Source organism: Collinsella sp. AF20-14LB (assembly GCF_003459505.1).
Lineage (GTDB): Bacteria > Actinomycetota > Coriobacteriia > Coriobacteriales > Coriobacteriaceae > Collinsella.
In genome coordinates this window covers 179157-192233 of sequence record NZ_QRWD01000001.1, presented here as the reverse complement: position 1 = coordinate 192233, position 13077 = coordinate 179157, and the positions used below count along the sequence as shown (strand labels likewise).

The window sequence follows — 13077 nt, the reverse complement described above, 5'->3', positions numbered from 1 at the left end:
CTTAGGGTCGGTCGGCTTAGCTTTGTTCGCTACAAGTTCCGCACGCAAAGAAGAGCACTTAATGTGCTCTTCGTCTTGCGCAGGACTGTCCGTAGTAGCGAACAAAGCTAAGCCGACCGACCCCAGCTAAGATTAAAGGAGCTGATATGTGCGATTGCACAGATCATAAGGACGAGATTCCTGCCTACGACGCGCAGGCCATTGAGTCCCGGTGGATGAAGGCCTGGGAGGACTCCAACCTCTTTGCCGTCGACACCGACGACAGCAAGCCCAAGAAGTATGTGCTCGAGATGTTCCCGTATCCGTCGGGCGACCTGCACATGGGCCACGCGCGCAACTATACCATCGGCGATGCCATGGCCCGTCAGGCCCGCATGCGCGGCTACGACGTGCTGCATCCCATCGGCTTTGACGCCTTTGGCCTGCCTGCCGAGAACGCCGCCATCAAGCACAACACGCAGGCTGCCGCCTGGACGTATAAGAACATGGACCAGGCGCTCGCCACGATGAAGCGCATGGGCTTCTCCTACGATCTGGATCGCATGGTCAAGACTTGCAGCCCCGACTACTACCGCTGGGGTCAGTGGATCTTTGAGAAGATGTGGGAAAAAGGCCTGGTCTATCGTAAGAAGAATCCGGTTAACTGGTGCCCCACCTGCAAGACCGTTTTGGCTAACGAGCAGGTGACCGAGGGAAAGTGCTGGCGTTGCGGCACCGAGCCCGAGAAGCGTGACCTCGAGCAGTGGTACTACAAGATCACCGACTACTCCCAGGAGCTGCTCGACGACCTGGAGAAGCTCCCCGGCTGGCCCGAGCGCGTCAAGCAGATGCAGGCCAACTGGATCGGCCGCTCCGAGGGCGCTGAGGTCGACTTTACCCTGTGCGATGCCGATGGCGAGCCCATCGAGGGCGACGAGGGCAAGATCACCGTTTTCACCACGCGCGCTGACACGCTCTTTGGTGTTTCCTTCTTTGTCCTGGCTCCCGAGTATGCTCGTCTGCACGAGCTCGTCGAGGGCACTCAGTACGAGGAGGCCGTCACCAAGATCGTCGAGGACTCCAAGCATATCTCTGCCGTCGAGCGTGCCCAGGGCACCCTCGAGAAGCACGGTGCCTTCACGGGCCGCTATGTGGTGAACCCCGTCAATGGCGAGAAGGTCCCCGTGTGGGTTGCCGATTATGTCGTTGCCGACTACGGTACCGGTGCCGTCATGGCCGTTCCCTGTGGCGACCAGCGCGACTTTGAGTTTGCCCGCAAGTACGACCTGCCGATCGTGCCGATCATTCTGGACGATGAGGATCGCGCTGCCGTCGAGGCTAGCGGCGAGACCATCGACACCTTCCATGCCGAGACCGTCGACTGGGATTGCGCCCACGCTGCCGAGGGCACGCTCGTTCAGTCCGGCAAGTACACCGGCATGCGCGGCGGTAAGCACTCCGAGGGCGAGGCTGCGATCGTGGCCGACCTCGAGGCCATGGGCTGCGGCCGCCGTAAGGTCGAGTTCCGTCTGCGCGACTGGCTCATCAGCCGCCAGCGCTATTGGGGCAACCCCATCCCGGCCATCCACTGCGAGCACTGCGGCATCGTGCCCGTGCCCGAGGATCAGCTGCCGGTGACGCTGCCCGAGAATCTGGACCTGGGCGCAGGCGAGACCCTCGCCGAGTGCAAGGAGTTCTACGAGACCACCTGCCCGGTCTGCGGTCGCCCGGCCAAGCGCGAGACCGATACCATGGACACCTTTACCTGCTCCAGCTGGTACTACCTGCGCTATACCGACCCGCACAACACCGAGCTGCCCTTCTCCAAGGAAGCCGCCGACCGTTGGATGCCCGTCGATAACTACATCGGCGGCATCGAGCACGCCATTCTGCACCTGCTCTACAGCCGTTTCTTTACCAAGGCCCTGCGTGACCTGGGTCTGCTGAGTGTGGACGAGCCCTTCACCAACCTGCTGTGCCAGGGCATGGTCAAGGACGAGAACGGCGACACCATGTCCAAGTCCAAGGGCAATGTCGTGCCTCCGAGCTCGGTCATCGAGCCCTACGGCGCCGACACCATGCGTTTGGCGATCCTGTTTATCGCCCCGCCCGAGAAGGACTTCGACTGGGATCCCAAGGCCGTTGAGGGCGCCAACCGCTTCATCAAGCGCGCCTGGCGTATCGTTTGGCAGCTCGTCCAGTCCGGCGACGCCAACGTGGCCTTCGACAAGTCCGCGCTCGACGAGGTCGCGATGAAGCTCTATCGCGAGCGTCACCGCACCATCGCCAAGTGCACCGAGGACTTCGATCGCGGCCAGTTCAACACCGCGATCTCGGCCGTCATGGAGCTCGTCAACGCGGCGAGCGCCTACCTCAACGCCACCGAGGGTGCCGCCCGCGACAAGGCGCTGTGCTACGGCGTGGCTAAGGATATCGTGAGCGTCCTTGCGCCCATCTGCCCGTTCTGGGCCGACGAGCTGTGGCACGAGGCCCTCGGCTGCGAGGGCAACGCCTACACCGCCGCCTGGCCCGAGTTCGACCTGGCCGAGTCCATTGAGGACACCGTGCAGATCGTCGTCCAGGTGCTCGGCAAGGTCCGCGGCCGCATCGACGTTGCCCGCGATGCCTCCAATGAGGATATGCAGGCTGCCGCCGAGGCCGCCGTTGCCAAGTGGCTCGAGGGCAAGACGGTCGTCAAGGCCATCTGCGTGCCCGGCAAGCTGGTCAACCTGGTGGTCAAGTAAGCACTGCGCGCTTAGCTGACGCATTAAAGACGAGGGGCGATCCGGTTGGGTCGTCCCCTGTTTTGTTTAGCCTGGCCGCGGTCAATTGTCCTATTCTTGTGGAGAAGCTGTGCGCACGCTGACCTGCAGATTCGTACTGTGCTTGCACGTTTTCGCAGGTATTGCTATAGTTTGCTTGCAAATGAAGTTGTAATTGAAAGAAGTGGGGTTTCGGCCCCGCTTCTTTTTTGTATGGATGGAGGTGCCGCAATGGTCAAGACTAAGACCGAGCAGGCGATCATCGACGCGCTCGAGGCCATCGCTCCCCAGCACGATGTCGACATCGTCGACGTTGAGCTCGTGGGTGCCACCAAGGCCCCCTGCGTGCGCGTGCGTATCGAGGGTGCCGAGGGTCAGAGCCTGTCGCTCAACGACGTCACGGCCAATACCAAGTGGGTCGGCGACGCGATTGAGGAGCTCGACCCCATCTCTTCGAGCTATACGCTCGAGGTGTCGAGCCCGGGCATGGCGCGCCCGCTGCGCCGTCCGCGCGACTTTGCCCGCTTTGTGGGCGAGGACTGCGAGCTCACCTCCACCGCCACCGAGGGCCGTCGCAAGTACGCCGGCAAGATTGCCGCCGCCACCGAGACGAACGTGACCCTCGAGCTCGAGGACGGCGAGTCCGTTACCCTCGATTTCTCTGATGTTAAAAAGTGTAAGTTGAAGCCCACCTACGACTTCAAGCCCGCGAAGGAAGGAAAGTAAGATGGCAGCATCCGACATGATGTCCGCCCTGATGGAGCTTTGCCAGGAGAAGCACATCGACCAGCTCTACCTGATCGACCGCCTTGAGCAGTCGCTCGCCAAGAGCTATGCCGAGATCCTGCATCTTGAGTGGGGCGCCAAGGTGACCATCGACCGCACCACCGGCAAGATCTACGTCTACCGCCTGGAGCCGATCGACGATTCCATGGACGAGGAGGGCAACTTCACCGAGTTCGAGGAGATCGACGTCACCCCCAAGAACACGAGCCGCATCGCTGCCCAGCACGCCAAGGCCGAGATCAACGCCATCGTGCGCAACTCCGCCCGCGAGCAGATCTACGAGGAGTTCTCCGGCCGCATCGGTGATCTCATCAGCGGTACCGTGCTGCAGTCCACGCCCGACTTCACGATCGTCAAGATCCGCGAGGGCGTCGAGGCCGAGCTTCCGCACTTCGACCAGCGCCGTTACGAGAACGAGCGCAACGAGCGTCCGATGGGCGAGCGCTACCTGCACAACCAGCACATCAAGGCCGTGATCATCGACGTTCGCGACCCCAACTCCAACCTGCAGCCGGTTCGCGGCGAGCACAGCCGTCCGCCGATTGTCATCTCCCGTACCCACCCCGAGCTCATGCGTCGCCTGTTTGAGCAGGAGGTGCCCGAGATCTATGAGGGCACCGTCCAAATCAAGTCGATCGCCCGCGAGCCCGGCCAGCGCTCCAAGGTCGCCGTCCACTCGCTCGACGACCGTCTGGATCCCGTGGGCGCCTGCGTCGGCCCCAAGGGCAGCCGTGTTCGCGCTGTCGTGGGCGAGCTCCGTGGCGAGCGCGTCGACGTCATCCTGTGGGATGCCGATCCTGCCGTCTACGTCGCTAACGCCCTTTCGCCCGCTAAGGTCACCCGCGTCCTCATCGACGAGGAGAAGGCCTACGCCGGTGTCATCGTGCCCGACGACCAGCTGTCCCTCGCCATCGGCAAGGAGGGCCAGAACGCCCGCCTCGCCGCGCGCCTGACCGGCTGGCACATCGACATCAAGTCCGAGACGCTTGCCGCCGACATCCTCAAGAACGTTCCCGTTCACGAGGAGCCCGCCGCCGACCTGATCGGTGACGAGGAGGACGAGGACGTCCGCCGCTGCGAGTACGTGTCCGAGGACGGCATCCAGTGCCGCAACCAGGCTCGTCCCGGCTCCCGTTTCTGCGGTGTCCACGACACCGACGCCTTCGATGATGCGGAGGACCTGATCTAGCGCGCGGTCGCGCCGGGCGGGTCCCGGCGCGTCTCCCACGCTCGTTCAGTCTCTAGGCACCCAAGGTGCCAGAAAGGGTAGGTGAAGTCATATGGCAAAAGTCCGTGTGTCCACCCTGGCCAAAGAGTTCGGCATGACCTCCAAGGAACTGATGGGTCATCTCGCCGATATGAAGATTCCCGCTAAGTCCGCTTCCTCCACCTTGGAGGACGCCTATGTCGCCATGGTCCGCAAGCAGCTCGCCTCGGTGATCGAGGCCCGCGCTCAGGAAGTCGAGGCCGCCAAGCAGGCCGAGGAGCAGGCAGCTGCCGCCGAGGAGGCCGCACGCGCCGCCGAGGCCGAGCGCGAGCGCATCGCCGCCGAGAAGGCCCGCGAGGAGGAGCGCCGCCAGTTTGCCGCAGCCCAGGCTGCCGAGGAGGCTGCCCGCGCCGAGGCCGAGGCCAAGAAGAAGGCCGAGCAGGAGCGCCTTGCCCGCGAGAAGGAGGAGGCTGCCCGCGAGGCCCAGCGCCGCGCCGTTCCCGCTTCCGACTCCGGTTCGCGCTTCCGCTCGCTGCTCGACCAGATCGCCGCACAGGAGACCGTGCTCAAGGAGAAGAAGGACGCCGAGGACAAGGCCAAGGCCGAGCGCGCCGCCGATCGCGGTAACCGTCGTGGCGGCAACAACGACCGCCGCGGTGGCCGTCGTAACGATCGCAACGCTTCCGACAACAACTCCGAGCGCAACGCCTCCGAGAGCCGTCCGCACAGCCATCGCACCAACGCCAGCAACAACGTCGCTGCCGGCATGGACTTCCCCAACCCCGATAAGCAGGGCAAGGGCAAGAAGCGCAAGGGCGGTCACAACAACGAAGAGGACCACTACAGCCGCATGGCTCGCGAGGCCGAGGAGTACAGCCGCGAGAAGGTGCTCGAGGAGGCTCGTGCCGCCGTCGAGGAGGCCTCTCGTGAGTCCACCGGTCGCCGCAAGAAGCGCAAGGAGAAGCGTGAGCGCGAGGCTGCCAAGGCTCAGGAGGAGCGCAAGATAGAGGAGGCATTGGCCCAGGGCGTGAACCCCGAGGAACTCGATGCCATCAAGGTCTCCCAGGGTGTTACGGTCCAGGAGCTTGCCGAGGCTCTCGACGTTCCGGCCAACGACATCATCAAGCGCCTGTTCCTGCTGGGTACGCCGCTCACCATGACACAGTCCATGTCCGACGACCTCGTCGAGCTCGTTGCCGACGACCTGGGCCGTCAGATCAAGATCATCACCCCCGAGGAGGAGAACACCTTCTCGTTCTACGACGATCCCGCCGACCTTAAGCCGCGCGCACCGGTCGTCACCGTCATGGGCCACGTCGACCACGGCAAGACGAGCCTCCTCGACGCCATCCGTCACACCGGCGTCGCTGCCGGCGAGGCGGGCGGCATCACGCAGGCCATCGGTGCTTCGCAGGTTATGATCAACGACCGCAAGATCACCTTCATCGATACCCCGGGTCACGCTACCTTTACGGCCATGCGTGCCCGTGGTGCCAAGGTGACCGACATCGTTATTCTGATTGTGGCTGCCGACGACGGCGTCATGCCCCAGACGGTCGAGTCGATCAACCACGCCAAGGCCGCCGGCGTACCCATCGTCGTCGCCGTCAACAAGATCGATAAGCCGGGTGCCAACCCCGACCGCGTGCGCCAGGAGCTCACCGAGTACGGCGTCATCCCCGAGGAGTGGGGCGGACAGAACATGTTCGTCAACATCTCGGCCAAGCAGAAGATCGGTATCGACGACCTTCTGGAGACCGTGCTGCTCCAGGCAGACGTGCTCGAGCTCAAGGCCAACCCGGACACCTTTGCCTCCGGCAACGTCCTCGAGGCCAAGCTCGACAAGGGCCGCGGCTCGGTCGCTACCGTGCTCGTGACCCGCGGTACCTTGCACGTGGGCGATACGCTGGTCGCCGGCCTTACCTACGGCCGCGTCCGTGCTATGCTCGACCCCAAGGGTCGCGCCGTCACCGAGGCCGGTCCCTCCGACGCCGTCGAGATCCTGGGCCTGCAGTCCGTGCCCAACGCCGGTGACGAGTTCCGCGTGTTCGAGGACGAGCGCGAGGCTCGTGCCCTCGCCGACGAGCGTTCGCTCAAGGCCCGTATCGAGGAGCAGAGCCGCGTCAAGCACGTCACGCTCGAGAACCTCTTCGAGACCATTGCCGACGCCGAGGTCAAGGAGCTCAACCTGATCATCAAGGCCGACGTCCAGGGTTCCATCGAGGCCCTTCAGGATTCGCTCGACAAGATGGATCAGTCCGAGGTCCGCATCAACACGATCCACTCCGCCGTTGGTGCCATCAACGAGACCGACGTCGTCCTGGCCGACGCCTCCAACGCCATCATCATCGGCTTTGGCGTCCGTCCCGACGGTAAGGCCCGCTCCGCCGCCGAGCGCGAGGGCGTCGAGATCCGTTGCTACGACGTCATCTACAAGTGCCTCGAGGAGCTCGACGCTGCCCGTATCGGCATGCTCAAGCCCACCGAGGTCGAGGTCTCCACGGGTACCGCGACCGTTCTGGACACCTTCAAGGTGCCCAAAGTCGGTATCGCCGCCGGTGTCCGCGTCGAAGAGGGCGAGATCGCCGCGACCGATTCCGTGCGCCTGGTGCGCGACGGCATCGTGGTCTTCAACGGCAAGATCGCCTCGATGCGCCACTACAAGGACGAGGCCAAGAGCCTCAAGAGCGGTTCCGAGGGCGGCATTGGCCTGGAGAACTTCCAGGACATCAAGCCCGGCGACCAGATCGAGGGTTACCGCATCGACCAGGTTGCCCGTACCGAGTAGGGGGTAGCGCTATGAAGCAAACGCAGGCAACCCGCCGTCTGGGCGAGCAGCTTCGCGAGAAGCTTGGTTATATCCTGCTCTTTGAGGTTTCCGATCCGCGTCTCGACCTGGTTACTTTGACCGCGGTTGAGGTCGCGGTGGACCGTTCGTTCGCGCGTGTGTACGTGTCGTGCGATGCGAGCCGCTACGACGAGGTCATGGAGGCGCTCGCAAGCGCCAAGGGCCGTATTCGCAGCCTGTTGGCTCGCTCGCTCGATTGGCGTGTTACGCCCGAGCTCGATTTTCGCATCGATCGCTCGACCGATGAGGCCGAGCGCATCACGCGTGCGCTGGAAAACGTTCCCGCCACGCTTGCGATCGAAAAGGACGAGGACGGCTATCCGATAGCGGATGCCGCCCAGGAGGCAGCTTTAGATGACTAATTCCGCCGACCTCGCCTCGTGCGAGTCTGCAGATATTCAGCGACGCATCCTCGAGCTCATCGAGGATGCGTCCTCCATTGCGATTTCGGGACACACTTCTCCCGATGGCGACGCCCTGGGCTCCGTGTTGGGTCTGGGCCTCTCGCTTATGAAGTTTTTCCCTAACAAGGACATTGCCCTGCTGCTGGCAGACGATGATCCGGTTCCGCGCATCTACCGCTTTATGGAAGGCTCCGATCGCCTGGTACCGGCATCTGCGTATACCGGCAATCCGGACCTGTTCATCTCGGTGGACGTGCCGGTCGTCGAGCGTCTCAATAATTCCGCCGAGGTGCTTCGTCGCTCCAAGCATGTGGTGTGCTTCGATCACCATCCGGCGCGCGAGGAGTTTGCCGAGCTCAGCCTGAGGCGCGTCGAAGCTGCAGCCTGCGCCATGATCATCGACCGCTTCTTGGACAATTGCGGCATTGTCGCACGTGATGGCGTTGCGACCTGCCTGCTGTGTGGCTTGGTTACCGATACCGGCCGTTTTCAGTACCAAAACGCCGATGCAGCCGCGTTCCATGCAGCCTCGCGTCTGGTTGCCCACGGTGCCGATCCGGCGCGTGTGGCACTCGAGGTTTACCAGAGCATGCGCGTTGAGTTTTTGCACCTCAAGTCCATCGTTATGGGCCGCATTAAGACGGTGGCCCACGGGCGCGTCGCGTATAGCTACGCGTACCAGAGTGACCTTGAGGCCTGCGGTGTCACCTCGGACGAGTGCGACGGTCTGGTTGACGTGGTGCGCTCGGTGATGGGCGTCGAGGTCTGTCTGTTCCTGAAGGGCATTGAGGGCGATACCAAGGTGCGCGGCAACCTGCGCTCCAAGGGCGACCTCAACGTGTCCGAGATCGCTGCTGCCTTTGGCGGAGGCGGACATCCCGCTGCCGCCGGTTTCTCCAACAACGGAACGATTCTCGAGACGCTTACCGTGGCACTTCCCATGCTGGCCGAGCTGGTGGGGGAGGATCCCGCTTCGGTGACCGTCGAGCTTTAACTTTTTGGATGGTACATGGCTCGTCGTACGCCTTCTCAACTGAATATGCTGCTCGCCGTCGATAAGCCGGTGGGCTGCACGTCCCACGATGTGGTTTCGAAATGCCGACGCGCCCTCCATGAGCGGCGCGTCGGCCATGCCGGCACGCTCGACCCCATGGCATCGGGTGTCATGGTGGTGGGTGTGGGCCAGGCCACCCGTCTGCTGGGCATGCTAACCCTCGATACCAAAAGCTATGTCGCCGACATTTCGTTTGGCGCCGAGACCAATACCGATGATGCGGAGGGCGAGGCGGTCCGCACGGTGGCTGTTGCCAACGAGCTCCGCGATCCTGCCTATGCCCGTGAGCGCTTGGCCGCTATGCTGGGTCCGCAGATGCAGGTGCCGCCGGCGTTTTCGGCTATCTCGGTCAATGGCGTTCGCGCCTACAAGTCTGCTCGCGAGGGCAATGCGGTGGACCTACCTCCGCGCCCCGTCGAGGTCTATGCCGCCGACCTGATCGCCGTGGGAGGCGAAGGTGATACGTGTGTGTGGACCGTGGCGTTCTCAGTGAGCAAGGGTACCTATATCCGTGCGCTCGCTCGCGATTTGGGCCGCGCCTGCGAGAGCGCCGCGCACATTTCCGCGCTGCGCCGCACGGCCTCCGGTGTTGTTTCCATTGGCGCTTGTCATGCGGTCGAGGAGCTTTCTCCCGAGTCCGCGGCTGGCTTTGCCCTGGATCCCATTGCGGCCTTGGGCGCCACGCGTGTTGACTTGCCGGGCAATCTTGCCGACGACCTGCTCTGCGGCCGACGCATTCCCGTTGAGCGTGCGCTTGCCGATTTCGATTCCGCGAAGGCGCCTTTTGCGTTGGTGCTCGATGGGGGACTCAAGGCGCTTGCCCGCATTGAGAGTGGCCGCTTTGTCATGGAGCACGTGTTTCCGCAGGCAATCGGCGGTGTTCGATGATGTTGTCCGCTCGTGAGCTCGCGCGTATCTTTTTCGAGGGCGAGTCGGACGAGGCCCGCATCGTCACTGCCGATGCGTTTGATGAGTGCGAGCACTTGGGTGCTGCATCGATTGCCATCGGCGTGTTCGATGGTGTGCACCGTGGACACCAGGAACTCATCGAAGCGCTTGTCCGTGATGCCCGTGCCCATGGCTGCAAGGCGGTCGTGGTCACTTTCGATCCCGATCCGGACGTTGTGGTGAGTCCTTCGCCCGCTCAAAAACTGATGACGACGGCCGACCGTCTACATGCCTTGGCTCAGACCGGGGTCGATGCAGTGGTGGCCGTTCCCTTTACGCCTGAGGTTGCGGCACTCGACCATGTTGGTTTTCTCACACTGTTGTCACGCGTGGTCGACATTCGTTCGATTCGCGTTGGCAGCGATTTTAGGCTGGGTCGTGGCGGTACTTCTGGTGTTGCCGAGATGCGCGTCTGGGGTTCCGAGCACGGCGTTGACGTGTATGGTCACGATCTGCTTTGCGAGGGCGGTGAGGCCATTTGCGCCACCCGCATCCGTCATGAGCTGGGACAGGGCCATGTGGAGCTGGCTGCTGAGTTGCTCGGCCGCCCGTATATGCTGCGCGGCGGTGTTGTTCGCGGCCGTCACGAGGGCTCTGGCATGGGCTTTCCCACGGCAAACCTGCAGGTTTCCGACGGCATTCAGGTGCCTGCCGATGGCGTGTATGAGGGCCTGGTGCTCGTCGATGACACCGTATGGCCTGCTGCCGTTAACGTCGGCCTGCCGCCGACGTATGCCGACGATGCCGCTTCATCGCATCTCGAGGCTAACTTAATTGGTTATACGGGCGACCTGTACGGCGCTTCCGTTTCGCTGGCGTTTACGCGCTGGCTGCGTCCCTCGCGTGTGTTCGAATCGCTGGATGAGTTGATCTCGACCGTCGAGGGTAATATCGAGGATATTCGTCACAACTTGGGCGAGCAGGGGGTGAGTATCCGTGATTAGCGATGATGAAAAAGACCAGGTACGCGCTGCGTCCGACCTAGTTGCCATCGTGCAGGAAACGGTTGAGCTCAAGCCCCGCGGCCATGAGTTTTGGGGTTGCTGCCCCTTTCATGGCGAAAAGACGCCGTCCTTCCACATTATCCCCGCCACACAGGTGTGGCATTGCTTTGGCTGCGGCGAGGGTGGCGACGTCTTCACCTATATCATGAAGCGCGAGAACCTGAGCTTTCCCGAGTCAATCCGTTATTTGGCCGATCGTGCAGGTATTGAGCTGCACGACACCGGAGATCGCCGCGAGCGCGGTACCAAGCGTGCCCGCATCTACGATCTGTGTGCCGAGACCGCCCAGTTCTACCACACCATGCTTATGCGCGGTAAGGATGGCCGTCCACGTGAGTACTTTGCCAGCCGCGGCATGGGCGGCGACGTCTGCCGCCGCTACTGCCTGGGCTTTGCGCCGGGTCGTAATATGCTGGTGGCTCATCTGTCGCAGGCGGGCTTTACTCCGCAGGAGATGATCGACGCCAACGTTGCCGTGAGTCGAGGGCGCGGGCAGCTTGCCGACCGCTTCTACGACCGCGTGATGTTCCCCATCTTTGACGAGCAGGGTCACAACATCGCCTTTGGCGGTCGCATCATGGGTGACGGCCAACCCAAGTACCTCAACACCGCCGAGACGAGCGTGTTTCATAAAAAGCGAAACCTCTACGGCTTTAATTGGGCCAAGGAGTTTATCGTCGCGCAGGATACCGCCATCGTGGTAGAGGGCTATACCGACTGCATCGCCTGTTGGGAGGCGGGGATTAAAAACGTTGTCGCTACGCTGGGCACCGCGCTCACGGAGCATCACGTCAAGACGCTCACCCGCTTTGCTAAGCGCATCGTGTACATGTTCGACGGCGATGCGGCGGGACAGAAGGCCGCCCGCCGCGCGATTCAGTTTATCGAGCAGGATTCGATGGATCTGCGCTGCGTGGTGCTGCCCGACGGCAACGACCCCATGGAGTTCATCACGGCGCATGGTGGACAGGAGCTGCAGGCGCGCATCGACGCTGCCGAGCCGCTTATGGACTTTGTCTACCGTTCGCTGCAGGAGTCGAGTGACATCACCACGCCGGGCGGTCGTGCCAAGGCGCTGGAAGATGCGCTGACGCTTATCTATCCGCTGCGCGATAGCTATATGATCGACACATACTTTATCCAGATTGCCGATCTGCTGGGTTTGGATCTGGAGACGGTTCGCGCGAGTTCGGGTCGCGTGTTTCGCGATGTCGCCAAGCGCGAAGATGCGGAACGACGTCGTGAGCAGAACTATGAACGCCAGCGGGCGCAAGCCGAGCGCTCTGGTAGCGCGGGCGGTCGGACGTCTGGTTCGCAGGGGGCATCTCGCGGTGCTTGGGCATCGGGCGCGACGTCGCCGGTGTTCGCGCCGGTCGAGGAGGAGCCGTACGACTATGTCCCGCTCGATGCCTACGGCGCCGCGCCCGTGGAGGTCGTCGACGATCTGCCGCCGATCGACGTGCCTGATGGTATGGGCGCTGTTCCTGTGGCTGATGGTTCGGGCGCACCGGCTGCGGCGGCGCCGATGGTTCTTACCGATCTTGAGCGCAAGTCCTTGGCAGGGGAGCGCGAGCTGTTGACGATGCTTACTAGCTACCCCGACCTGTTCCGCACGTATGCCGACCGCATCTGCTCCATCGAGTGGGTTGACCCACGTCACGAGTCCATCGCATGGGCCGTGCTGGCAACGCCGCCGGGAACCGATCCTGCAGCCTGCATGGATGCGGCGCGCTCGGTGTGTCCCGAGGCGGCAACGCTTGTGAGCGCCGGGCGCATCTCGGCGACGAGCAAACACCCTACCGAGACGAACATCGTGTTCATGCTCGATACGCTCGAGCTCTACACCATCAAGCGCCGTATGCGTGCCGCGCAGGCCAAGCTGCGCCAAGACCGTTCGCTCGACGATGAGGCCCGTCGCGCGCTGACCGTGCAGGCCGCGCAGGATTCGCAGCGTCAACGCGAGCTGCAAAAGTCGATCGGCGGCGTGGCGGACCCGTTCCGTTTGATCGGCCTGGAGGCCGCGGGCACCGAGCAAGCCTAGATGTTGTGGTCAACCAGCGTATTCTCGCCTATATCCAGTCCTCT

The 13077-nt window shown here is 63.0% G+C and carries 9 protein-coding genes; all 9 read left to right on the top strand.

What is annotated here, in order from left to right; genetic code table 11:
- Nucleotides 1-146: 146 nt before the first annotated feature.
- The 9 genes from leuS (at nt 147) to dnaG (ending at nt 13033) form a co-directional block, all read left to right on the top strand.
- Nucleotides 147-2723: a leucine--tRNA ligase gene (leuS, locus tag DWX63_RS00865; protein ID WP_117842509.1), complete on the top strand. Its 2577-nt coding sequence runs from the start codon at nt 147-149 to the stop codon at nt 2721-2723.
- A 249-nt stretch (nt 2724-2972) separates the two neighbouring features.
- Entirely contained in the window at nt 2973-3467 is a 495-nt protein-coding gene (gene rimP / locus DWX63_RS00860; RefSeq protein ID WP_117842508.1) for a ribosome maturation factor RimP, read from the top strand.
- Between the two features lies 1 nt (nt 3468).
- Nucleotides 3469-4716, top strand: coding sequence for a transcription termination factor NusA (gene nusA / locus DWX63_RS00855; protein WP_006234042.1), 1248 nt, complete (start codon nt 3469-3471; stop codon nt 4714-4716).
- 91 nt (nt 4717-4807) lie between these two features.
- A complete protein-coding gene (infB, locus tag DWX63_RS00850; protein WP_117842507.1) occupies nt 4808-7522 on the top strand; it encodes a translation initiation factor IF-2 in 2715 nt (904 codons plus the stop codon).
- 11 nt (nt 7523-7533) lie between these two features.
- Nucleotides 7534-7944: a 30S ribosome-binding factor RbfA gene (gene rbfA, locus DWX63_RS00845; RefSeq protein ID WP_006234038.1), complete on the top strand. Its 411-nt coding sequence runs from the start codon at nt 7534-7536 to the stop codon at nt 7942-7944.
- Nucleotides 7937-8980, top strand: a complete 1044-nt coding sequence (locus DWX63_RS00840) for a bifunctional oligoribonuclease/PAP phosphatase NrnA (RefSeq protein ID WP_089571696.1) — start codon at nt 7937-7939, stop codon at nt 8978-8980. Before rbfA ends, DWX63_RS00840 begins: the two co-directional genes overlap by 8 nt.
- A 15-nt stretch (nt 8981-8995) precedes the next feature.
- On the top strand, nt 8996-9928 hold the full coding sequence (gene truB / locus DWX63_RS00835) for a tRNA pseudouridine(55) synthase TruB (protein WP_089571697.1): 933 nt from the start codon (nt 8996-8998) through the stop codon (nt 9926-9928).
- On the top strand, nt 9925-10932 hold the full coding sequence (gene ribF, locus DWX63_RS00830; protein WP_233514422.1) for a riboflavin biosynthesis protein RibF: 1008 nt from the start codon (nt 9925-9927) through the stop codon (nt 10930-10932). Before truB ends, ribF begins: the two co-directional genes overlap by 4 nt.
- Nucleotides 10925-13033 (top strand): DNA primase, encoded by a 2109-nt coding sequence (gene dnaG / locus DWX63_RS00825; protein ID WP_089571698.1) that lies wholly within the window; start codon nt 10925-10927, stop codon nt 13031-13033. The genes ribF and dnaG overlap by 8 nt, the downstream gene beginning before the upstream one ends.
- The last annotated feature ends 44 nt before the right edge of the window (nt 13034-13077 follow it).